This is a genomic window from Nitrospinota bacterium (genome assembly GCA_016217735.1).
GTDB lineage: Bacteria > Nitrospinota_A > UBA7883 > JACRGQ01 > JACRGQ01 > JACRGQ01.
This window is the reverse complement of the sequence record JACRGQ010000005.1, coordinates 1-23,987: the sequence shown is the minus strand read 5'-3', so window position 1 is coordinate 23,987 and position 23,987 is coordinate 1. Positions and strand designations below refer to the sequence as shown.

At 58.5% G+C, this 23,987-nt stretch carries 18 protein-coding genes and 1 tRNA gene; 13 read left to right on the top strand and 6 right to left on the bottom strand.

Annotated features, from left to right (window positions below):
• Positions 1–28 precede the first annotated feature (28 nt).
• Genes HZA03_00915 through sat form a run of 4 tightly spaced genes read left to right on the top strand, consistent with a single transcriptional unit; the run spans position 29 to position 5,765 of the window.
• Positions 29–1,282, top strand: a complete 1,254-nt coding sequence (locus HZA03_00915; GenBank protein MBI5636509.1) for a CoB--CoM heterodisulfide reductase iron-sulfur subunit A family protein — start codon at positions 29–31, stop codon at positions 1,280–1,282.
• Positions 1,279–3,420, top strand: a complete 2,142-nt coding sequence (locus HZA03_00910) for a hydrogenase iron-sulfur subunit (GenBank protein ID MBI5636508.1) — start codon at positions 1,279–1,281, stop codon at positions 3,418–3,420. Before HZA03_00915 ends, HZA03_00910 begins: the two co-directional genes overlap by 4 nt.
• 8 nt (positions 3,421–3,428) lie before the next feature.
• Positions 3,429–4,538 carry a quinone-interacting membrane-bound oxidoreductase complex subunit QmoC gene (qmoC, locus tag HZA03_00905; GenBank protein ID MBI5636507.1) on the top strand — a complete coding sequence of 370 codons (1,110 nt, stop codon included), beginning with the start codon at positions 3,429–3,431 and terminating at the stop codon, positions 4,536–4,538.
• Between the two features lie 12 nt (positions 4,539–4,550).
• Positions 4,551–5,765 carry a sulfate adenylyltransferase gene (gene sat / locus HZA03_00900; GenBank protein ID MBI5636506.1) on the top strand — a complete coding sequence of 405 codons (1,215 nt, stop codon included), beginning with the start codon at positions 4,551–4,553 and terminating at the stop codon, positions 5,763–5,765.
• A 60-nt stretch (positions 5,766–5,825) separates the two neighbouring features.
• Here sat and HZA03_00895 read toward each other — a convergent pair whose 3' ends face one another.
• Positions 5,826–7,499: a tetratricopeptide repeat protein gene (locus tag HZA03_00895; GenBank protein MBI5636505.1), complete on the bottom strand. Its 1,674-nt coding sequence runs from the start codon at positions 7,497–7,499 to the stop codon at positions 5,826–5,828.
• 316 nt (positions 7,500–7,815) lie between these two features.
• On the opposite strand from HZA03_00895, the gene bcsA reads away from it, so the two are divergent.
• The 6 genes from bcsA (at position 7,816) to HZA03_00865 (ending at position 17,770) form a co-directional block, all read left to right on the top strand.
• Positions 7,816–10,056 (top strand): UDP-forming cellulose synthase catalytic subunit, encoded by a 2,241-nt coding sequence (bcsA, locus tag HZA03_00890; GenBank protein MBI5636504.1) that lies wholly within the window; start codon positions 7,816–7,818, stop codon positions 10,054–10,056.
• Complete coding sequence (locus tag HZA03_00885; GenBank protein MBI5636503.1) at positions 10,049–12,277, top strand: cellulose biosynthesis cyclic di-GMP-binding regulatory protein BcsB; 2,229 nt, start codon at positions 10,049–10,051, stop codon at positions 12,275–12,277. The genes bcsA and HZA03_00885 overlap by 8 nt, the downstream gene beginning before the upstream one ends.
• Positions 12,278–12,280: 3 nt before the next feature.
• Entirely contained in the window at positions 12,281–13,339 is a 1,059-nt protein-coding gene (locus HZA03_00880; protein MBI5636502.1) for a hypothetical protein, read from the top strand.
• Positions 13,340–13,585: 246 nt separating this feature from the next.
• Entirely contained in the window at positions 13,586–14,425 is an 840-nt protein-coding gene (locus tag HZA03_00875; GenBank protein MBI5636501.1) for an adenylate/guanylate cyclase domain-containing protein, read from the top strand.
• A 44-nt stretch (positions 14,426–14,469) separates the two neighbouring features.
• Positions 14,470–16,005 (top strand): cellulose biosynthesis protein BcsG, encoded by a 1,536-nt coding sequence (gene bcsG / locus HZA03_00870; GenBank protein MBI5636500.1) that lies wholly within the window; start codon positions 14,470–14,472, stop codon positions 16,003–16,005.
• Positions 16,006–16,141: 136 nt separating this feature from the next.
• On the top strand, positions 16,142–17,770 hold the full coding sequence (locus HZA03_00865) for a fibronectin type III domain-containing protein (GenBank protein MBI5636499.1): 1,629 nt from the start codon (positions 16,142–16,144) through the stop codon (positions 17,768–17,770).
• 54 nt (positions 17,771–17,824) lie between these two features.
• Here HZA03_00865 and HZA03_00860 read toward each other — a convergent pair whose 3' ends face one another.
• On the bottom strand, positions 17,825–18,604 hold the full coding sequence (locus HZA03_00860) for a hypothetical protein (GenBank protein MBI5636498.1): 780 nt from the start codon (positions 18,602–18,604) through the stop codon (positions 17,825–17,827).
• Between the two features lie 206 nt (positions 18,605–18,810).
• A tRNA-Ala gene (locus HZA03_00855) sits at positions 18,811–18,907 on the bottom strand.
• Positions 18,908–19,016: 109 nt separating this feature from the next.
• Between HZA03_00855 and HZA03_00850 the strand changes: the two genes are divergently transcribed.
• From HZA03_00850 to HZA03_00840, 3 genes are all read left to right on the top strand, one after another.
• Complete coding sequence (locus tag HZA03_00850; protein ID MBI5636497.1) at positions 19,017–19,271, top strand: hypothetical protein; 255 nt, start codon at positions 19,017–19,019, stop codon at positions 19,269–19,271.
• 126 nt (positions 19,272–19,397) lie between these two features.
• Positions 19,398–20,636 (top strand): YihY family inner membrane protein, encoded by a 1,239-nt coding sequence (locus tag HZA03_00845; GenBank protein MBI5636496.1) that lies wholly within the window; start codon positions 19,398–19,400, stop codon positions 20,634–20,636.
• Positions 20,637–20,650: 14 nt separating this feature from the next.
• Positions 20,651–21,352, top strand: a complete 702-nt coding sequence (locus HZA03_00840; GenBank protein ID MBI5636495.1) for a TVP38/TMEM64 family protein — start codon at positions 20,651–20,653, stop codon at positions 21,350–21,352.
• Between the two features lie 85 nt (positions 21,353–21,437).
• Here the strand turns inward: HZA03_00840 and HZA03_00835 are convergent, their stop codons facing one another.
• The 3 genes from HZA03_00835 to HZA03_00825 all read right to left on the bottom strand — a co-directional run bounded on the left by HZA03_00835 (position 21,438) and on the right by HZA03_00825 (position 23,503).
• Entirely contained in the window at positions 21,438–22,004 is a 567-nt protein-coding gene (locus tag HZA03_00835; protein MBI5636494.1) for a hypothetical protein, read from the bottom strand.
• A 110-nt stretch (positions 22,005–22,114) separates the two neighbouring features.
• A complete protein-coding gene (locus HZA03_00830) occupies positions 22,115–22,591 on the bottom strand; it encodes a hypothetical protein (GenBank protein MBI5636493.1) in 477 nt (158 codons plus the stop codon).
• 366 nt (positions 22,592–22,957) lie between these two features.
• A complete protein-coding gene (locus tag HZA03_00825; GenBank protein ID MBI5636492.1) occupies positions 22,958–23,503 on the bottom strand; it encodes a hypothetical protein in 546 nt (181 codons plus the stop codon).
• Between the last annotated feature and the right edge of the window lie 484 nt (positions 23,504–23,987).

The window sequence follows — 23,987 nt, the reverse complement described above, 5'->3', positions numbered from 1 at the left end:
AAATCAGAATAATGGAACACGGAGCTATATGGCGGCGTCCACCCCCAAATATCCGGTAGTGGTGATCGGCGGCGGCATTGCCGGTATTACCGCCGCCGTCGAAGCGGCCGAATGCGGCGCGAAAGCCGTGCTGCTGGAAAAACGGGCGCACCTCGGCGGCAGGGTCGCGCGGATGCACAAATATTTCCCGAAGCTCTGCGCCCCCTATTGCGGCCTCGAACTGAATTTCCGCCGCATCAGGGAAAACCCGGACATCACCGTTCACGCGCGGGCGGAAGTGGCGGACATCTCCGGTCAATACGGCGATTTCACCGTGCGGGTAAAGCTGCCGCCGCAAATGGTGAACGCCAACTGCACCGCGTGCGGGAAATGCGCCGAAGCGTGCCCCGTCGAGCGGCAAGACCATTACAACTACGGCATGGGCAAAACAAAGGCGATTTACATGCCGCACCCGATGGCCTTTCCGCAGCGGTATAACATAAGCCGGAAGGAGTGCCGGGGAAAGCAATGCAACAGGTGCGTGGAGGTCTGCGAATACGGCGCGATAGACCTCGACGCGCGGGAAACCGTTTTGGAGTTGAAAGCGCATTCAATAGTTTTGGCGACCGGATGGGCGCCGTACAACGGCGCGAAACTGCAAGGCCTCTCCTATGGGCAATCGCCGAACGTGATAAGCAACGTCATGATGGAGCGGCTCGCCGCGCCGGAAGGCCCCACAAAGGGGAAACTCCTCCGCCCGTCGGACGGGAAGGAAATCCGCGAAGTGGTTTTCGCGCAGTGCGCGGGATCGCGGGATGAAAACCATCTGCCGTATTGCTCCTCGGTTTGCTGCCTCGCCTCGCTGAAGCAGGCGGCCTATGTGCGCGAAGCCGCGCCGGACGCCAAAATTTCCATCTATTACATAGACATCCGCACCCCCGGGAAGTATGAGCGGTTTTATCAGAAAATCGCCGCCGATCCGAATGTGACGCTGATAAAGGGAAAGATCGCCAAGGCGGAGCACGACCCGGAAACGGGCGGGGTGATAATCACGGCGGAGGATGTGCTGGCGGGAAGGAAGATCACGCACAAGGCCGATCTGCTCGTCATCGCCACCGGCATGCAGCCGTCCGCCCGCAATGGCGTCGGCGGTTTAAAAACGGATGAGCACGGCTTCTTCGCGGAAGGTCTTGCCCGCGGGATTTATGCGGCCGGCACCGCGCGGCTGCCGCAGGATGTCAGTTCAACGATAATGGATGCCACCGCCGCCGCCCTCAAAGCCGTGTACGGGGGGCGGCCATGACGCAAGGAAACGCGATGCGGGTTTATGTCTGCACCGGCTGCGATATCGGCGCGTCGGTGGACGTGGACAAGCTTTCCAAAATACCGGCGGAATTCGGCCTGCCGGATGCCGCGCGGCATCCGTTTTTGTGCGGCGACGCCGGGCTGCAAATGCTGCGTAAAGAAGTTGCCGAAGGAACAAACCGCGTTCTCATCGCCGCCTGCTCCGGCAGGGTTTATGTCGACAGGTTCGATTTCGGAAAAGACGTAATCGTGGAGCGCACCGCGCTGCGCGAGGCTGTGTGGGTATCCGCGCCGAACGACGCCGACACCCAACTGCTGGCGGAAGATTATCTCAAAATGGGGATCGTAAAACTGCAAAAGACCGGAAAGCCGGAGCCGTATATCCGGCCGCTGGATGAAAAAATATTGGTGGTCGGCGGCGGGATAACCGGCATGACCGCCGCCCTTGCCGCCGCGAACGCCGGCCGGGGGGTGCTGCTGGTGGAAAAGGAGGCCGCTCTCGGCGGCTTCCTGCAAAAACTGAAAAAACGCTTTCCCGTTGACGGCGCATGGGAGCCGGTGGAAACAGGCATCGCGGCAAAGGCCGACGAGGTCAACAACCATCCAGCGATAACGGTATACCTCTCTTCGGAAATCGGCTCCGTATCGGGACAGCCGGGCGAGTTCGACGTGCAAATAGAAACTCCGCAAGGAGATGTGGCCGTCAGGTGCGGAGCAATCGTCCAGGCGACCGGGTTCAAGCCATACGATATTGCAAAACTGGCGCACCTCGGCGGCGGAACGGTTGACAACGTCATCACCAGCGCGCGGTTCGAGGAAATCGCCGCCGCCGGGAAAATTCTCCGCCCTTCGGATTCGAAAGAGCCGTCCAGCGTAGCCTTCATCCAATGCGCGGGGTCGCGCGATGAAAAGCATCTTCCCTATTGCTCCTCGTTTTGCTGCATGACCTCGCTGAAGCAGGCCCGCTATATCCGGGAGCAGAACCCGGACGCGAAGGTTTACATTTTCTACCGGGATATGCGCACCCCCGGAAAGTACGAGTTCTTCTACAAAAAAATGCAGGATGACGACGGCGTGTTTATGACCAAGGGGGATGTGGAATCCGTTGCCGCCGCGGCGGGCGGCGGCGTCGAGATCGCGGTGAAAAACACGCTGCTGGGCGAAACCGTCCGCGTGAGGGCGGATATGGCGGTGTTGGCCGTCGGCATGGAGAGCGCCGCCAAAAACGGCGGCGCGCTGAATCTCACCTACCGGCAGGGGCCGGAACTTCCGGAACTTAATTACGGATTTCCCGATTCGCATTTCGTCTGCTTCCCGTACGAAACGCGCCGCACCGGCATTTACGCCGCGGGCACGGTGCGCCATCCCATGGATGCCGCGCAATCGCAGACCGACGCGGCGGGCGCGGCGCTGAAGGCGATACAGTGCATCACCCTGGCGGCGGCCGGCAAATCGGCCCACCCCCGCTCCGGCGACACCAGCTACCCGGAAATAGCGTTCGAGCGGTGTACCCAATGCAAACGCTGCACGGAAGAGTGCCCGTATGGCATGTACGACGAGGACGCCAAATCGACGCCGCGGCCGAATCCGCTGCGGTGCCGGCGTTGCGGAACATGCATGGGGGCCTGTCCGCAGAGGATCATCTCGTTCAAGAATTACAGCGTGGATATGTTCAGCGCGATGATAAAGGCGATTGGCGTCCCCGGCGAGGAGGAAAACAGGCCGCGCGTCCTCATCCTCGCCTGCGAAAACGATTCGATGCCCGCATTCGACATGGCGGCGAACCTCAGGTTGAAGCTCAGCCCCCACATCCGCGTGATCGGCCTCCGCTGCCTCGGCTCGCTGAACATGGTCTGGTTGAGCGACGCTTTCGCCAAAGGGCTGGACGGCGTGCTGCTCTTCGGATGCAAATTCGGCGATGAATACCAGTGCCACAACATGAAGGGGAGCGAGCTTGCGTCCGAGCGGCTCTCCAAGCTGGAGGAAACGCTGGGGCGCATGTCGCTGGAGCCGGAGCGGGTACGCTTCGTCCCGCTCGCCATTAACGACGCGCACGCGCTGCCGGGAATTATCGGCGATTTCATGAAGGTCATCGAGCGGGTGGGGCCGAACCCGTTCAAGGAATTCGCGGATTAAGGTGATATATGGATCAGGCTGAATATCTGGAACCGGATTTGGCGTTCATCGCCCGGCTGAAACGCGCGGGCGGAGAGGACGTGAAAAAATGTTTTCAGTGCGCCACCTGCACGGTTGTCTGCGATGTGACGCAATCCGAAAGGCCGTTCCCGCGCAAGGAGATGATCTGGGCGCAGTGGGGGCTGAAAGGCAAACTGTTTTATAACCCGGACGTCTGGCTGTGCCACCAATGCGGCGACTGCACCGCGCACTGTCCGCGCGGCGCGAAACCGTCCGAAGTGCTGGCGGCGGTGCGCGATCTTTCATTTGCCGAACACGCCGTGCCGGGGTTTTTGGGAAGAATGCATTCATCCCCCGCCGCGCTCGTGGCGTTGTTCGCCCTCCCCGTCGCCGTTCTGCTCCTTGCGGCGCTGTATGCAAACGGCCTTGCAATACCGGAGGGGGAAATAGTTTATTCGCGCTTCTTCCCGCTGGCGGTCATCGATTCCATATTCATTCCCGCCGCGCTCTTCGCCCTTATCGCCTCGGCATTGGGCGTTAAAAAATTCTGGGGGGGGATGAAGCGGAACAATCCGGAAAAAGGAGCGCCGGACGCGGCGGCGGTTATTGGGGCCGTCAAAGACATCCTGTTCCACAAAAAGTTCGCCCAATGCCGCACAAACAGGCCGCGCTACACCGGGCACCTGCTGGCCTTCTTCGGATTTCTGGCGCTGTTCGCCACGACAAACCTCGTGATGCTGTACCACTATTTGCTCGGCAGGGAAACCCCGCTGGCGCTGGGGGACCCGGTGAAGCTCCTCGGCAACGCCGGCGCTCTGGCGGCGTTCGCGGGCGTGAGCTACATCATCGCGCGGCGGCTGGCCGCGCCGGAGGAAACGGGAAAAGCCTCGTATCGGGACTGGGCGTTCATTTTGACGCTATACGCCGCCGTCATAACCGGCATTTTGGCGGAGTCGGCCCGGCTCGCCGATATTCCCGCCGCGGCGTACCCGGTCTATTTCACGCACCTTGTTTTCGTCTTTTTCCTTATCGCGTATCTGCCGTTCTCAAAGTTCGCGCATATGCTCTACCGCACCGCCGCCATGATTTACGCGGCGTCAAACGGCAAAACCAGTTGAGGAGGTAAAACCATGTCCGCTCTCATAGCCCCCCACGGCGCCAAAAATTTAAAGCCCCTGCTTCTCGGCGGCCCGAAACTCGCGGCCGCGCGCGGCAAGGCGGAGAAGATGCCGCAACTGCGCATGACCTCGCGCGAAACGTGCGACCTGATAATGATGGGAATAGGAGCGTTTACCCCGCTTCACGGTTTCATGGGGAAGCGCGACTGGAAAGGGGTTTGCGCCAATTACAAAATGGCGGACGGCCTTTTTTGGCCGATACCGATCACCCTTTCGGTTTCGCGCGAGAAGGCGAAGGGGCTGCGGAAGAACACGGAAGCGGCGCTGGTGGACGATGAGACCGGCGGGCTGATGGGAAGCATCCTTATCAAGGATATGTACGAGCCGGACCTGGAGTACGAATGCGAAAAGGTTTTCCGCACTATCGATAAGGCGCATCCGGGCGTCGCCAACGTCATGGCGCAAAAACCGGTGAATGTGGGCGGGCCGGTAAAGGTCTTCAGCGAGGGGGGATTTCCCGAAAACTTCAAGGGGCTGTATATGCGGCCGGAGGAGAGCAGGCGGATTTTCATGGAAAAGGGGTGGGAGACGGTGGCGGCCCTCCAACTGAGAAACCCGATGCACCGCTCGCACGAATATCTGGCCAAAATCGCCATCGAGATATGCGACGGCGTTTTCATCCACCAACTCGTCGGAAAGCTGAAGGAGGGGGATATTCCCGCCCACATCCGCGTGAAGGCGATCAACGTCCTTACGGAAAAATATTTCGTGCCGAATACCTACCTCATGGGCGGATACCCGCTGGATATGCGGTATGCGGGGCCGCGCGAAGCGCTGTTGCACGCATTGTTCCGCCAGAATTTCGGCTGCACCCACCTGATAATCGGACGCGACCACGCGGGAGTGGGCGAATACTACGGCCCGTTCGACGCGCACAAAATCTTTGACGAAATCCCCAAAAACGCCCTGCTGATACAGCCGCTGAAAATCGACTGGACCTTCTTCTGCCGGAAATGCGGCGGCATGGCCTCCATGCGCACCTGCCCGCACGGCAAGGACGACAGAATCCTGTTGAGCGGCACCAAGCTGCGCAAAATGCTGTCGGACGGCGAGCCGGTCTCGGCGGAATTCAGCAGGCCTGAGGTGTTGGAGATACTGAAAGAGTATTACGATTCCCTTGAGGACAAGGTCGAGGTGAAACTTCACAAATATTCGGAAGGGGAGTAGGAGGGGCGGTTCGCCGTCCGGGGCGCGGCCCGGCGGGCCGATGCGCGAATTAAACGTAATTTACCAGGCTATCCCCTGTTTTGCCAAAAACTCCCGCGCGCCTTCATGCCCCGACCGGGATGCGATTTTCATGTCCTCAATCGCCTCCGGAAATTTGCCGACGGTGTTGAAGGCGAGTCCGCGGTTGTAGCGGGCTTCCGGGTCTTTCGGGTTTAGCTCCACCGCCCTGTTGAAATCATCGAACGCCCGCTTGTATTTGCCAAGGGCGGCGTAAGCGGCCCCGCGAAGGGTGTAGCCATCCGGGCTTCCCGGGTTAAGCTCCGTCATCTTGTCGAAATCCGCAATTGCCCGCCGGTGATCTCCAGTGCGGCTGTAGGTGATCCCGCGGCGGCGATAGGCTTCCGGGTCTTTCGGCGTTAACTCGATAACCTTGCTGAAATCGGCAATCGCCCGCTTGCTGTCGTCAAGCTTGACGCAGGCAAAGCCGCGATTGCGGTAGGCCGCCACATCTTTCGGGTTAAGCTCAACCGCTTTATCGAAATCCTTGATCGCCTGTTTGTGGTCGCCGAGGTTGCCATAGGCGAACGCCCTGTTGCGGTAGACATCGGGGTCTTTCGGATCCAGTTCCGCGACCATGTCGAAATCTTTTATCGCCTGCTTGTGGTCGCCCAGGTTGCCGTAGGCGAACGCCCGGTTGCGGTAGGCCGCCACATCTTTCGGGTTAAGCTCAACCGCTTTATCGAAATCCTTGATCGCCTGTTTGTGGTCGCCGAGGTTGCCATATGCAAGCCCGCGGTTGCGGTAAACATCGGGGTCTTTCGGGTCCAGTTCCACGGTCATATCGAAATCTTTTATCGCCTGCCTGTGGTCGCCAAGACGGCCATGCGCGAACGCCCGGTTGCGGTAGGCCGCCACGTCTTTTGGATTTAACGCCGTTGCCTCGTTAAAATCCTCGATTGCCCGCTTGTCGTCGCTTAGGCTTCTGTACGCGAGTCCCCGGTGGCGATAAGCATCCCCGTCTTTTGGATTTAGCTCAACCGCTCTATCGAAATCCTTAATCGCCTGTTTGTGGTCGCCGAGGTTGCCATATGCAAGCCCGCGGTTGCGGTAGACATCGGGGTCTTTCGGATCCATCTCCGCGGCCATATCGAAATCTTTTATCGCCTGCCTGTGGTCGCCCAGGTTGCCGTAGGCGAACGCCCTGTTGCGGTAGGCGGCAACGTCTTTCTGGTTCAGTTCTATTGCTTTATCGAAATCCTTGATTGCCTGCCTGTGATCGCCGAGGTTGCCGTAGGCGAATGCCCTGTTGCGGTAGACATCCGCATCTTTTGGGTCTAACTCCGCAACCATGTCAAAATCTTTTATCGCCTGTGCGTAATCGCCAAGGCTGCCGTGCGCGAACGCCCGGTTGCGGTAGGCGGCCACGTCTTTCGGATTCAGTTCTATCGCCTTGGTGTAATCTTCAACCGCCCGCTTGCCGTCGCCAAGACTGCTGTAGGCAAGCCCGCGGTTGCGGTAGGTATCCGCGTCTTTCGGATTAAGCTCTATCGCTTTGGAATAGGCATCTATGGCCTCCCGGGGCTGATTCGTCCCGAAAAAAGCCAACCCTTTATTGGCCCAATCCGAAGCGCTTGGCGGTTCCGCGGCCGCGGCGGAGGGATGGCAAACATCCAAGAGGAACCAGCCAAGGCCCCCCGCAAACAGTAAAACAAGCCAAAACTTTCCGCTTCCCACGTCACATTCCTCCACCCTCATTTTCCGGCATGCGGATTAATTAACCGGATACCCGGCATCTTTCAGTCTCATTCTCATTTCCCACGCGCCGACCCCGCGCTTACCGGCAGCGGCTTGCCGCATTTGCAATGGAAACGTTCCCGATTATAGAACATTTTCATGTACCCGCTCTCCCCATTCCATCATTGAAATTAAAGCGGAAGGAATATCCCGGAAAGGAGCGGAAAACGCGGGCCGCCGTCCGGAAATTCACCCTGCCCCTCCCTTTTTTTGGTTATGGACAAAAACGCCGGAGTGGAACAAAATGTCTCAAGCTATGCCAAATACGGGGAGGGGAGTTAGCAAGTGGTGGATCGGCGCCGCCTTCATAGCGCTTCTTTATTCCCTCTACTTCGTTGAAAGCTACATGGGCCTCCTCCACCGCATGGCCATCGGTTGGGGGCTTTTGCTGATCATCATGCTGCTGACCCACCGCCCCTTGGTGCATGACAACCCGGTGTGGCGGCTGCTCTTCCTTTTCCTCGGCGCGTTCATCAGCCTGCGGTACATCCTCTGGCGCACCTTCGACACGCTGCAATACACCGGCCCGGCCGACTTCATCGGCATGACCCTTTTGTATCTGGCGGAGTGGTACGCCATCATGATTCACATGATGGGGCTTTTCATCAACGCATCCCCTTTGGAACACCGGACAATCCCCCTTCCGGAGGATACCGGCGCATACCCGACGGTTGACATTCTCATCCCCACCTATACCGAATCGGCAGACCTTGTGAAAGCGACGGCGACGGCCGCCAAACAGATCGAATACCCGGCCGGCAAGCTGAATATCCACATCATCGACGACGGCAGCACCGTTGCCCGGCGCAACAACCCCGCAACCTCCGCGGCGGCGTGGGAACGCCATTACATCCTGAGAAAAATCGCCCAGAGAGTCGGCGTACACTACCTCACCCGCGAAGAAAACAACCACGCCAAAGCGGGAAACATCAACGCCGCGCTGGGCCACACGAACGGGGAACTGGTGCTGGTGCTGGATTGCGACCACGTGCCGACGCGCGACTTCCTCAAAATGACCGTCGGGCGGTTCATGGCCGACCCCAAACTGTTCCTCGTGCAGACCCCGCATTTTTTCATCAATCCCACGCCGGTGGAAAAAAATATAACCAACGTCGGAAGCGTGTCGTCGGAAAACGACATGTTCTTCCGCACCATGCACCTGGGGTTCGATTCGTGGAACAGCAGCTATTTCTGCGGGTCGGCCGCGCTGCTGCGGCGCAGTTGCCTCGACGAAGTGGGCGGCGTCAGCGGGGAAACGATCACCGAAGACGCCGAGACTTCGCTGAAACTGCACGCCAAAGGGTACAACAGCGTGTATATCAACCGGCCGATGGTGTGCGGACTCCAGCCGGAAACGTTCAACGATTACGTCACCCAGCGCATCCGCTGGGCGCAGGGGATGATCCAGGTATTCATCCTGAACAACCCGCTTACCACCAAAGGCCTCACCTGGCCGCAAAGGATATGCTACTTCAATTCCTGCGTATTCTGGTTCTTCGGCATACCGCGCATCATCTACTTCCTGGCGCCGGCCCTTTTCCTCATCTTTGGAATGAAGGTGTACCATGCCACGATGTTCCCGATACTGGCGTACGCGATGCCGCACCTTCTCAGCACCTTTTTCGTGATGGACTTTTTGTACGGCAGGTCCCGCAAGCCGCTGTTCTCCGAAATTTACGAAACGGTGCAGGCCCTCTTCCTCATCCCCGCCGTTCTTTCGGTCATAATCAGTCCGCGGAAACCGACGTTCAAGATCACCCCCAAAGGGCAGACCACCCTTACGGAATCGCTCAACCCGCTCGCCGCCCCGTTCCTCGCGATCATCGCCGTCAATTTCATGGCCATTAGCGAAGCGGTGTACAAATGGATCAACTTCCCCATCTACCGCGATGTTATCGCCGTCACCGGCGCATGGTGTATTTACAATTCCTTCCTCGTCATCATATCGATGGGGGCGTTCTGGGAACGCAAACAAGTGCGCTACTACCACCGGATTTCCGCCTCCGGAAAGGTGGAAGCGTTTTTCCCCCGCATGAACCACCGCTGCGTGGGAGAACTGAAAGACGTGTCGCTCGCCGGCCTCGGCTTCGAGGCGGCGCTGCCGTGGGAGCCGAAGCCGAACGAGGAAGTCCACCTGACGGTGAAAGACAGCGGCGGCAAGCAGTTTGAGTTCGAGGCGACCGTTCCGCGCGGCTTCAAGCGGGGGGCCAACTATTTCATGGGCGCCAATCTGCCGCTGAACTACGAGACCTACGCCAAAACAGTGGGATTCGTCTATGGCGACAGCGAACGGTGGGTCGATTACTGGAAAAAAACGGCGTTGCCGGGGAACTCGGGCAGGCTTATTTACGCCTTCTTCATTTTAGGCATAAAGGCCGTTTTTGAAAGTATACTGGTCTTCGTTAAAACCGTCTTGGTAAAAGTCAGGGACGCGGCGCTGTTGCTGCGTGCGCAATATATGGTGAATCCGGCAAGTGGGAAGACTACCGATGCTTAAACGTTTGCTGTTGTTATCTGTTTTCACTGTTTTTTGGGCGGATGCCGCGCTGGCGGAAAAGCTGACGCTTCCACTCAACAAGATCATTCCCCTCAAGATGATCGAGCTCAAATGCACTTCCGGCTCGCGCGCCGCCTTCCTGCCGATCCCCGGCCGGTGGCTGATAAAATCGGCGCGTCTCAACCTCCATTACACAAACTCGTCCAACCTCATCAAAGAGGTCTCGCAGCTCGCGGTCATCGTGAACGATTCAAAGGTGGCGCAGACGAAGCTGAGCCCGGAATTTCCCGAAGGCACATTGACCGTCGACATTCCCCCCGCCATCCTCAAGGCGGATTACAACGAAATCATGTTCCAGGCGGCGCAACACTTCATGAGGGGCAATTGCGAAGCCCCCTGCGCGCCCGACCTCTGGACCTATATAAACACCGACCTGTCCTCCATCGAAATCGACTATGACCTGAAACCGGTGCCCCTGAACATCGCCGCCGCCGCGGAGTTCGCCTTCGACCCGCGCATCATCACGGATAACGCCGTCAATCTGGTGCTGGAAAACACAGCCCCCGACACGATCACCGCCGCCGGCATCGTGGCCTCCGGCATCGCGCGGAAATACGTTTACCGCCCCGTTTCATTCACCATCTCGGAAGATGTGGTGGCCGGCCGCGACAACGTGCTTGTGGGAAAAAAGGAGTTTGTGGAAACGCTGTTGGGCCGTTACCAGGCCGACATCGCCGTCACCGAACCGCTGATCAAGGTGATGCCGCTGCCGCACAGCGAGGCCGGCCGGATAACGCCCGATCCGGATCACGCGCTCTTTGTCGTGACCGGCATGACGATCGAGCACCTGAAAATGGCGGCGGAAACGCTGGCCATCATGAATTTCCCCTTCCCGGGGTCGGATGAGGTGCGCGTGCGCGAGTTCCGCTTGCCGGACGTCACCATGTACAGCGGCAAAAACATCATCACCGTGGAAAAGCAGCACCGCTTCCGCTCGCTCGATTTCAAGACGCATACCTTCCGCGGCATGCAGTCGCCCCCCGGCGAGATCGGCTTCCGGCTGCCGCCGGACTTCATGATAAAGCAGAACGAATACGCGAAGATAAACCTCAACTTCGCGTACGGCGCCGGGATGCGCCCCGATTCGGCGCTGAACATCATCCTCAACGGCACGCATGTGCGCGCCATCAACCTGGATAAGCAGGCGGGCGACTCCATCACCGGCTACAAGATCGAGCTCCCCACCTATCTGTTCAAGCCGGGAACGAACGTGCTGCAATTCGTCTCGATTCTCACGCCGGCCGCCCAGCAATGCGACCTGATACAGCCCGAAAGTTTTTTCCTCACCATATTCGACAACTCCACGTTCTACATACCCGCCATGCCGCACCTGATCGAGATGCCGAAGATGGAGCTTTTCATGCTCAACGGCTTCCCGCTGACCCGCTGGCCCGACGGCTACGAGAGTTTCATTCTGCTGGCGTCCAAAGACGCCAACACCATCGAAGCGGCGTTTAACGTCATGAGCACCCTCACCCAGAAAAACGGGTATCCCCTGTTCGGCGTCGAAATCGGGTACGCGGTGCCGCCCGCGTGGCACGGTGAAATTTTGGTTATGGGGGATGTCGCCTCGATACCGGCGGATATCATGGGCGCCGCGCCGCTGAAACTTGGGACGGTCTCTGAAGTCCCTTATCCGGTGAACAGGGGGGGCGGCTGGGAAGGGGGGGCGGCCTCGTACGCCATGGTGAAAGAAACCGGCAGGCTGGGCGATGCCAGCGGCGTGGTGATGGAATTCGAATCCCCTTTTAAAAAGGCCCGCACCGTCGTTATGCTGACGGCCAACTCCACCGCCGGCCTGCTGCAAACCTCCAAAGCGTTGCAGGACGCGGGAGTGCAGGGACAGTTGACGGGAGACCTCGCTATCATCGCGCTCACTCCCCCCGACTACCGGGTGGATGCCATCAGCATCGGCAAGCAGTATCTGACCGGCAAAAAAGGGGAGGTCAGCAAGCTGGAATACCTCGTGTACAACAACCCGTATCTTTACTACATAATCGGCGCGGCGCTGTTTGTCATCGTTGCCGTTGTCGTGATGGGAACGGCCCGCCGCTTCAGGCTTAAGAGGACCGCCGAAGCGGGAATAGTGGAAAGAAGACCGGTGATGCGCCAATTCCGGGATATGTTGCGGGAGATGTTCCTGCGTAAAAAAGGCAGATAGCCGGTGGCCGGACGATGGATTTCCCGGATGATGCTGGCGGCGCTGATGATGACCGCCGCCGCCAGCCCCGCCGTCCTGGCCGCCGACGCCCTATGGGAACGGTATAAGACCCAGTTCGTCACCCCGGACGGGCGCGTGGTCGATTTCCATCAGGATCAGGCCAGCCATTCGGAGGGGCAGGGTTTCGGCCTGCTCCTCGCCGTTGCCTATAATGACCGGCAGACGTTTGATGCCATCTGGCGATGGACCAAAGGCAACCTCCGGTTGCGGCACGACGCGCTTTTCGCGTGGCTCTGGGGGAAGCGCCCCAACGGGGCATGGGAAATAATCGACTACAACAGCGCCACCGACGGCGACATCCTTGTCGCCTTCGCGCTGCTGAAGGGATACCAGCGGTGGCACGACGAAGAATACCGGACGGAAGCGCTGAAGACGGTTGCCGACCTGCGGACAAAGGTGGCCGTGAATTGGCGCGATAAAACGCTGCTCCTCCCAAGCTATTACGGCTTCGCCACGCCCGCCAGGATCGTTCTCAACCCTTCCTATATCGTGTTCCCCGCCTACCGGCTTTTCGCCGTGTTCGACAACCGCGCATTTTGGGACAAGGCGTACCGGGACGGTTTTTACGTCATTTCAAAATCGTATTTTGGGGAATATCCGCTCCCGCCGGATTGGGTGGCGCTGTACGACGGCAACTCCGAAATTTTAATGGAGAAAGGGAGCCTGTTCGGCTATGAGGCGATCAGGGTGATCCTCTATCTGGCGCAGGAAAAAACCCGCCAGTTTGAAAAAGGAACCGAATGGATGTTCGCCTGGTATCAGCGCAACGGACATATCCCCCGCTGGGTCGACCTCGATAAAAACAGCGTATCGACCGCCCCGGCCAGCGCCGGAACCTATGCCACCTTCGCGGCGGCGGCCCGGCGCTTTGGAAAACCGGAGCTGGCGGTGAAGCTCGCCGAAGAGGGCCGAAAAACGTTGGACGCCGAAGGGACGCGGAACTATTATTCGTTCTCGCTCTATCTGTTGTCGCTCTCCGGAGCGCTGGAAGTGGGCGATTGACGCGGCTTTACGCTCTGATGGAATCCGGAGCGTACCGTGCCATGCAACGTAAAGCTATATAACATAACAGCCCCAATAGTGGTTGCGCTTGAGGCGCAAATCGGGCAAACTATATTGCATCTGTGCGGGAGCGTTCAACGGATTGCGAAATGGGGAACCGGCTTAAACAGATCAGTCTCTCCGCCGTAACCGGCGAAGCGGGTGTATCCATGCCGGCAAAGGGTTTTTTATTTTTTGGGGTGAGTGGTGTCCGCCGAAGAAAAAGACAAACCGGAAGCGTGGGAACAAGACCAGAATATCGAAGACTTCCTCGAACAGCGGAAAAAGCTGGACGCGCAGTTCGAGGAAAAATTCACAAAAATCCTCACCGTCATGTTCACGGACATGAAAGGCTCCACCAGCATGGCCGAAGCGGCGGGCGACCTGGCGACCCGCATGATCCTCAAAGCGCACAACGAGATCGTTTTCGCGGCGATCAAGGCGCATAACGGCACACTGGTGAAGACCATCGGCGACGGCACCCTTTCCCACTTCCCCACGGCCCAGGAGGGATTGCGCGCGGCGGCGGGCATACAGAAAGGGATCGACGCCTACAACGCCGCCAGCAACAGCAAGACGCCGATCATCGTGCGTATCGGCCTGCATACCGGCAAGGTCATTTTCGAGAAAAATGACATTTTCGGCGATGTGGTGAACACCGCGTCGCGCTTTGAGTCCTCGGCCAACGGCGGCGAAATCTATTTTTCAGAAGAAACATATCACGCGCTGGATGACAAAGCGGAGATTTATAACCGCTACATCAAGATGGCCACCCTAAAAGGGAAAAAGGAGCCGGTAAAGATTTACAAAGCCTTCTGGAACCCCCAAGAAGCCGAGGCGGACAAGACCGCGAAGCCGGAGACGGAAACAAAGGACGAGGGGATGCCGGCAGGCGTCAAATTCGCCATCGCCATAATTTTGGCCGTAATATTGGTGTTCGGCGCGATCCAGATACGATCCTTTTTAGGCAAGCACGTCAACGTCGATGAAAAGCGCTCCATAAACCAGTCGGCCACCCCCGCTCCGTCCCCCGCGCCCCCCAAGTGAGAGCAGGGAATTGAGCTCAAAGGGGAAGATGCTAAAATAACCGAATGGGAATTTGGGGTTTTTATTTCATCATAAAGATCATCCTTAACTACAAGGGTGTTCTCCGGCTCGACATCCCCTGGAACATCGCGTTCGCGTTCTTCCTGCTCCTCCCCCTTCCCCGATGGTTGGGCAAATACACCGCCGCGCGCTGGACGCGGGGCCTGCTGAACCTGGCGTTGGCCGTGCTGCTCCTTTGGCATGATTCATGGTTTCCGCCGCTCATGGACACTATCGCCTTCGTCAAGCAGCAGGGGTTGCCGCAAAAAGAATACATTCTCAATTTTGTCTCCCGTTACTACAACGGCTGGATGTTAGTGGCGGCGGCGGGACTATGCGCGCTCTGCATTATCGCCAACCACTACATCAAGCTGGTGCCGGTAACCATAGCGGCCATGATGGTCCTTATCCCGTTCAACATCTATGCGCGGCCGGACAGCGCGGAAATGAACGCCGGCATCGAGGGGTTTTACGAAGGGGAGGCCACCCGTGTCATTAACATGAAAAAACCCGACGGCGGGAATATAAATTTCGATATCGTGTTCCTCCATGTTTGTTCGCTGGCATGGGACGACCTCAAGGAGGTGGGGCTGGAGAATCACCCCTTCCTTAAGCAGTTCCAGTACCTCTACACCGATTTCAATTCGGTCACCACCTACAGCGGCCCCGCCATGATCCGCCTGCTCAAGGGCAATTGCGGGCAGGTTCCGCACAACAACATCTACGGCGGCATGCCCGGCGAGTGCTACACCATGAACGTCCTGGAGAGAATCGGCTTTCAGCAGTGGGCCGCGCTGAACCATGACGGCGTGTACGGCGAGTTTGCCAAAGAACTGACCAAGTATGGCCACCTCAAAACGGCCCCCATAAACCTGGCCGGAATTCCGGCGAACCAGAGAATGTTTGACGACAGCCCCGTGTATGACGACTACGGCGTTCTGGAGCGGTGGTGGAAAGCGCGGCGCGAATCGGACAAGCCGGCCGCCGCGCTGTACTACAACACCGTTACGCTCCACGACGGCGCGCACTGGGCAACCGACCGGGACTGGTTCAAGCGCGACCGGAAGGCGCTGTATCACGAATTCACGTCGAAAATGCTCGACGATTTCGGAAAGTTTTTCACGCTGCTCGAAAAGAGCGGGCGGAACGTCATCGTGATCTTCGTGCCGGAGCATGGCATCGCCCTGCGGGGGTTCACCACCCAGGCTCCGGGTCTGCGCGACATCCCGCTGCCGACCATTACCGATGTGCCGGTGGGAGTGAAGCTTATCGGCAGCGGTTTTAACGGCCGGCCGTTGCGCCAAACCATAATAGACAAGCCGGTGAGCTATTTGGCCCTTGCCAGCCAGCTTGCGTTTTTCATAGAAAAAAATCCGTTCGACGCCGACGGCATGATCCCGAAACGGATGTTGGACAATCTCCCCTTCACCGACCATGTGGCGGAAAACCAGAGCGCCAAAGTGATGAAAAGCGGGTTGAAATACTACCTGCTGGCCAAAGACGCCCGCTGGGTCGAGCTTCAGAAAAGCGAAACCGAGTAGCCGGTTAATCCAAGCCCGTCCATGCCTTTTTCCCGCTTGGCGCCGGCCCGGCACAGCACCATTTTATGGGGTTTTTTTGAAAAATAAACCGTGTATAATCAATCGGGAATTCGAGGGGATTAAAGGGATTAAAACCGTGAAAAAGCATCTGCTGTTTTTGTTTTTAAGCGCGATAATTTCAGGCTGTGGAGCGTCTGATCCCATCCGTCCGGCGGCCCCATCCGCCCCCACGGGGCTGACGGCCACCGCCGGGGACGGGCAGGTGATTGTCAGCTGGACCGCCGCTACCGGCGCGGAATCCTATAACATCTACTACGGAACGGCGGCGGGCGTTACCACCGCCAGCACAAAAATAGCCAATGCGGCATCGCCCAATACCATCACCGGCCTTACAAACAAAACCGCTTATTACTTTGCGGTGACGGCGGCGAATGCGGGCGGGGAAAGCGCGCTCTCCAGCGAGGTATCCACCGCGCCGCAGCTTCCGGGCGCATCGGCGCCAGCCACCGGCTCCGCCATAAACATAACCGATACTTACGCCACACTGGTGGGCAGCTTCACCAACCCCACCGGCACCACCACCGAATCGCGCTTTGAGTGGGGAACGACAGCCGCTTATGGAACCAACACCGCCAGCCTGGTTTACGCCGATCCGGGGAACATCGCCCCCTCCATCGGCATTTCCGGTCTCACGGCGGGAACCACCTATCACTACCGGTTCGGCATCAAGACATCCGACGGCACCTGGTGGTACGGCAATGATAAAACATTCACCACCACCACGCTGGCGGCCAAAACTACGATTGCCGCCGGCTTGAGGTATCCCGCGCAGTTCGCGGTCGACGCCGCCAACGTTTACTGGACGGAGGGGGTGGATGCCACGGGACTCGCCAGCACCGGCAGCGTCAAGAAGGCTCCGCTCGCTGGCGGCGCGGCCACAACGCTTGCATCCGGGCTAACCAATCCCTTCGGCATAGCGGTAGACGGAACCAACGTTTACTGGACGGAAACGAACAACACCGCCTCTACCCTCGGCGCCGTTAGAATGGTTCCCATTGCGGGGCCCGCCTGTGCCGGCGTCGCCTGCACATCGCTCATCGTGGCCGCATTAAACAACCCCCAGTACATCGTGTTGGACGGCACGACTGTTTATTTCACGGAACTGGGCACCTTTGACACTGTCAGCGGCATGAGGAAAAGCGATGGAACGGTAAGTAAAGTCGCCAAAGCCGGGGCCGCTGCCGCCACGGCGCTTGCCACGGCGCTTAACGGGCCGCAGACCATCTCGGTTGACGCCACGAACGTGTACTGGACGGAGAGCGCCAACTCCATCGGCGGCGCGGGCTTTGTGAAACAGTCGCCGATCATCCCCGGCGCGCCCCAAACGCTCGTATCGGGATTAAGCGGTTCCCAGAATATCGCCGCGGATTCCACCGATGTCTATTTCTGGTCGGGCTATGGCACACTGGCGAAAGTTGCCATCGGCGGCGGAAGCGCGGCGGAAGTAACGTCTGGAATGAGCGGAACCCAGCCCCTGGCCATCGATGCCACCAACGTCTATTGGACGGAAAACACCAACGGCGGCACCGTGAAAAAAATCAACAAGGCAAACGGAAACGTTTCGATTATCGTGGGCCTCGACTGCACTTGGTGCGCCGCGCTGGGCATCACGCAGGATTCCACGTACGTTTACTGGATGGAAGGGGATGTTTTCAACGGCGCCAATTGGACCGGCGTTGGCGCCATCAAGAAGGTTGCGAAATAGCGGCTTTGCTTGACGCCTATCTGAAGAAAAGGGGCCGGCGGGAAACCGCGGCCCCTATTTTAAATCCCACGGAATGAAAAGGGTGAAATAGACCTGCCAGTGGCTGTTTGCGGCCCACATGGTATTGGTCTGCGGCCCGTCCAATTCCCGCATCCAATAATAATCCGCGCCGAGCGTGAAATAGGATTTCCTGAATTCAAATCCGGCCGCGGGCCCTTTGGTGTCGTAATATCCCTGGTTTTTGCTGCGGGTTCGATGACGGTATTCGACATAGGTGATGAACGGGATATTGCCGGGAAGCGTGAACCACTGTATCCCCTGGTTGACGAACCCCATCATGCTGGAACCGCTGTAATCGTCGGTATCGTAAGTAGTCTGCCCCCAAACAGCGCCGGGGAGCGCCTCGGCCCACCCCAATTTGTCCGCGAGGCTCCATGTATAGTACAGCGTGGCGTAATACTGCAGGCGGTTGGAAGTGGCGCCGACGAGCGGATCATAGACATGCCGTTCCCAATAGTAGTCCACCCCGAGGGTAATATAATCCCAGCGCAGCTCCGCGCCCACCGCCGGGCCGCCGGTATCGTAATATTCCGGGTGGTAGGTGCGGGCGCGGCGGCGGAACTCGGCATAGGTGACAAAATGGGCGTTGGTGGGAAGCGTGAACCACTGTATCCCTTGGTTGACGAATCCCATCCCCGCGGAGTTGGCGCCGTTTCGCTTGTCGTCATCGTAGGTCAACGAGCCCCAGAGCGAGCCGGGATAGCCTTCAACCTCAAAGGCGCGCGCCATCGGCACGGCGCAAAAGAACAACGCGAATAGAAATCCGGCGGCCAATCTGTTAATGGCAATCTCCCCCCTGTTTTCCCATCAGCGTCCAATTCTACCCATTATCCGGCCTTTTCCGCAATCAAATCCCGGCCGCGCAAGCAGTTTCGTTTTATTAAGGAATATCCCCCCTTTTTGCCGGAGTTTACCCCCGCACCGGGTAGTGGGTCACTTTGAATTCTCCCGTGTTTTTCCTCCCCTTGCAGTGCCAGGGGCGGGGCAGGAGGGGGTAATAACCGCCCCTGTATCCCCTCCTTGCAAAGGAGGGGACTGCTCTGTTACCAAGTTAATTTCAAACTGACCCACTACCCCGCACCGCGGTACGTTGACATTTTTAGCCGGCGGCCGGAAAATAAAAAGAGAGAAGAGTGCATCCCATACATGAACCGGGATCGTCTAACCCAAAAGGGGGTGAATTGTTATGAAATATGCCGATATGCGCAAAGAGGAGATGTGGGTCTGGTTCCACGACAGTTTTGCCATCCCCGAGGAATGCAACCCGTCGATGAGCGCCGAGCACGGCTACCAGTATGTCTGCGGCGGCCCCTATTACGCGGCCGAAGTGCTGAAGACCGCCTTCGGCGAAAAATTCCCCCCGCCGCTGATCAAGGAGGTGGTGGACGACCTCGAAATGGAATCGCACGAGTGGATCGTGAAGGAGGCGCACGCCGCCTGAAAGCGGCCGGTGGCCCCCGCCCGTGGCGCGGGAAGGGGTGGAGGGATCGTGCGCGCCGCCGGAGCGGTTGGTTTGTCTTTGTTCCTTTTCAGCCGGGGATGGTGATATTCTTCAGAAACACATCCTATGGCGAACATAAATATTACCGCGGAATCAGCCGTCGCGCGCATCGTGCGCGCCGCCCGCACCGGTTTTTTCCTGCTGCTGGAAACGTGGCGCTTGTTCCTGCGCAACAACCAGTTTGAAACCGCCGCGGCGCTGGCCTACTACGGCTTTTTCGCGATGCTCCCGCTGCTGCTGCTGGCGATGCTGATGCTGGGCAACTACATTATAAGCTCCCGCGAAGCGATGGCCGGCATCGACGCGCTCACCCGCCAGATTTTTCCGGAGTTCAGCAAGGTGATTATCAAAGAAGTCCACTCCCTCTCGCATAGCGCGAAAAAGTGGGGACTGTTGGGCCTCATCACCGTATTCTGGGCCGCCATGCCGCTCACCGGCGGCCTGCGCGCGGCTTTTAAGGAAATTTTCCGCGTGGAACGGCGCGTTTCCTTCCTGCGGGGGCTGCTGTTCGACGCCGCGGCGGTGGGCATCATTCTGGCGCTGTTCGTGGCGCTCACGGTAAGCAACATCGGCTATTCGGTGATGCAGGCCCGCTTTCTCAACAGCGTCCCGGCGGCCTACCGGATCAGCTACGCCATCGGCCCCTTTTTCCTCATCCTGGTTTTTCTCGCCATATTTTACGCCCTCTTCGCCCCCCGCATTCCCGCGCGCCACCTCGCCGCCGGCACGCTCATTACCGCCACGGCCTGGATCGGGATGAAGGAACTCTTCACCGTATTTATCACCGTCAACCCGGCGTATGGCGTCGCCTTCGGCTCGCTCAAGGCGGTCTTCATCGTCATCGCATGGGTCTATGTTTCATTCATCGTGATACTTTTCGGCGCCGAACTGATGGCCGCCCTCGGTATGCGGGAAGCGTTGCTGCTCAAGGAAATATTCGCCTCCCCCGCCCGCTTCCGGCGGCGCGAAAAGCTGCTGCACAAATACATTCAGTCAATCGCCGAGGGGGAGGTCATCTGCCGCGAAGGGGAGCGGGGAACCAGCATGTTCTACCTGCTGGAGGGCGAAGTCGAGATCACGAGGGAAGGGGCGCCGCGGCGGCGGTTGGGGCCAAAAGAGTTTTTTGGGGAAATCGCCATGCTGCTGGGGGGAGACCGGGCCGCCACGGTCACGGCGGCCGCGCAATGCCGCGTGATAGAAATATCGCGGGATAATTTCAATAAAATTAACGAACTTGATTCAAGCATCAGCGCCACCCTGCTCCGCCAGATGGCGGTACGGCTGAAATCCCACGAGCGGTATTAGGAAAGGTGCCATCCATGAACCGTCACGCGGTCACGCTCCTCAAGGGCTTTTTCGCCCTCCTGCTGCTGGCGGCGGGAGCGCTCGTGTATTGGGAATACCGGACGGAGGGACTGACCCCCGGCCATCTTGCCCGGCAAGTGCGGGAGTTCGGGGCGTGGGGGCCGCTGATTTTCGCGGCCGCCTATGCGCTGCTCGCGGGCGCCGGTTTTCCCGCCGTCATCCTCACCACGCTGGGCGCGCTTGTCTTTGGCAAATGGCTCGGCACCGGGCTCAACCTCATCGGCGCGATGGCGGGCGCCTCCATAGCCTTCGCCCTCTCACGCTTTCTGCTCAAGGATTTTTTCGAGCGCCGCGTTTTTGGGGACAAACAATGGTACGTCCGCTTTAACGACGGCGTGCGCGAAAACGGTTTCAATTACCTCCTCTTCATCCGGCTCATCCCCCTCTTCCCTTTCAACGGGGTGAACTTCGCCGCCGGGATTTCCCGTCTGCGCTACCGGCATTTTTTCTTCGGTACGCTGCTGGGGATTGCGCCGCACACGTTCGTCTTCACCAACGCGGTGGCGGAGCTGGGGGAATCGGCGGCGCGGGGCTTCCATGTGACCCCCGGCCTCGTGGGGGCGCTGACCCTGCTGGCCCTGTTCGCCATCGCCCCCCTGCTGGTCAAAAAAGTGATCGAACGCCGGAGGGGAAGCGCGCCGCAACGGAAAGGCTGATGCCTTTTCCGAATACGGGGCTTCCCCTGTAATCACCGGGTTGGGGGTTGCGGTTACACGCCCGCCGCCGCCGGCTTGGCCATTGTTACCGCCGCCCCGCAAGCTCCCCGTGGGGGGGCTGGCGGAAGATGGCCCTGTCCGCAAAAGAACGGTTCATGCAAAATGCGGTCACCAGAAATATTGCCCCCTTTTTTTCTCCAAGGATCACGACGTAATTTTTGGAAGGGGCGAGGATGTAATGCCGTGTTTCCCGTTTGCCCTCAAGGCAGCGCCGGTATTCGACCCCTTCGGCGGTGTGGTTTTCTATCAGGGGCTTGATCCACGGCACGCGTTCCAGCCTTTGAAAGTCGGTGTACCGCTCTCCGCCCCCGCCCATGTCCCTTTGCACGACATGCCAAAAGCCTTCCACATAACCGCCATCCAGGTTTCTTCTATCGATAATCACCCTTTTGCCCAAAAAATGCGGCGAATTATCGATAAAATCGCCCTTGTAGACCTGATAGGCCGTGTCGATAAAAGTGCTCCAATCCCCCGTGTTGTTAATGACCGGGGGAAGGAAGGAAAACGGGCGCTTCAGGCGGAACGCTTTAACTTCCAAGCCGGCATACGCATTGAACAGGGTCTCACCCCTCTCGCTTTTCGCTAAATTCATAGGTTCTCCCGTGATAAAAAAGTTCGCCCCTATGCCGTTTCGCATTGGCGCGGAAAGTGCGCGCGCAAACGCGGTGCGGCGATAAGGAATTTCCAGGAATGGGGAGGAAGTTAGGCGGAAGGGGGGCGGGGGTCGGGGCCTGTCAGATCCCTTGGAATGATCATCCGGCGGTGTGCGGCAATAACCATTTGTCCGTTGATGCCGGACGGAACGGTTTGAATGCTTAACGCGTGGTCGTCGTTGGTGGGAAGGCGGTCGTTAAGCCCGGCGGAAAGCGGGCCATCGGCCTTTATGCAGCAGCCTTCCATGCCGCAGGAAAGCGCCGTTTGCGCTTTGCATTTGCATGCTTCCCCCAAATGGTGTTCGCAGGCGGCTTCTCCACCCTCGCCGCCGGCGGGTATTTCTTCGGCTGCGGCATTCATGACGCGGCGATGCTGTTGCAATCCGCCGCCATCGGATTGCGCAACGTGCGCGGCATGGGCATCCGCCGCCGCCTTTGCGTGGCCGCAATGCTCCGCGGCGAAGACGGGAACGGCCCAAAACGCCAGCAGCGCCGCGAATGCAAAAACCCTTCTCAATGGATTCATACGGGCAATATTCTACCCCCAGTTTGGTGTTTTCGTCAAAGTGCCGGAACGGATGGTGCCTCAGTTTGAAATTAATGTTTGGATGGAGCACGAGATTGCTTCGCTAACGCTCGCAATGACAGTAATTTGTCATTGCGAGGCCATCGAAGATGGCCGCGGCAATCCCAAACTGAGACACCACCGAACGGATTGGAGATTGCCACGGAAACTTGCGGTGCCAAACTGCCGCCCAATTACCCATTATAGGTGAAAACCATGCCAGGCCGGTGCGGTGTTGATACCGCTAATCATGGTTGAAAGCCGTTTCTTCACACATCATGATCCGCTTTAGCCGGAGATTGGGGCGGAAGGATGAAAGGGGCGGCGTTAAAACACTATGCCGAGGTAGACGCCATAGGACCAGTAGCTGTTTTTGTTCAGGTGCCATTTGACGTCCGCGCCCATGAAGAGGTGTTCGGTGACTTCGTAGAGCATTCCGTAGAGCGCCGCCCCCCCCATGTTGTTCTGGTCTTCGGTGAGCACGGCGCCGCCGGAGAGGTATTGGCGCTGGTCGATGCTCATTTCCATTCCCAGGTCGGCATGCGACCAGATGTCGCCGAAGCCCCAAAAATAAAAACGTCCGCCGAGGAATACCGGCATCCGCGTGTACGTCAGGGAGGGATCGATGCCGGGGAACTTGTACCGCTCCACCGCCACGCGAATGCCCGCGTTATTGCCCAAGCGGTATACAAGCCCGAAGGAGAGGCCGGTGGCGCTCTCCCAGCCGCTGGCGGGGCTGGTGGACATCGTGGCTCCCGCATCGATGGAAATATTGCGGAGGCGGCTATCCTCGTCGGCGCCCGCGAACGAAGGCGCGGCAAACAAAACGCCGCAAAAAACGCACAAGGCGGCGAGCAACCTGAATCTGTTCATGTCAATAGTGCATCCGTAGTCATTGCGTCCCGGCGGGGGACGATTTTATTTTTCCTGTCCGGCGTATTTTTTCCGGCCAGGGGGCCGGCCAAAAGCGCCCGTTCCGCGGCGGCAAGGGTCTCGGTTTCAATAAAGGGCTTGGCCAATGCGCCCGCTCTTTATACCACCAACCGCCATGACAGGTACATAGGCAAATTTTGGTAGTGGTTCAGTTTGAAATTAATGTTTGCATGGAGCATGAGATTGCTTCGCTAACGCTCGCAATGACAGTTATTTGTCATTGCGAGGCCATCGAAGATGGCCGCGGCAATCTCAAACTGATGCACCACCCAAATTTTATGCGCGTGTTGCGAGCAAATAGAAATGTCCGGTTTTGGAGCACATTACTTGTCCGGTTTTCCAAAATTACCTTAGCCGTGATTCTTTTTCAAGCGGCCTTCTTTTTTGTCTGTTTTACCTCCTTTCCCGTTACGTCGTAAAGCGC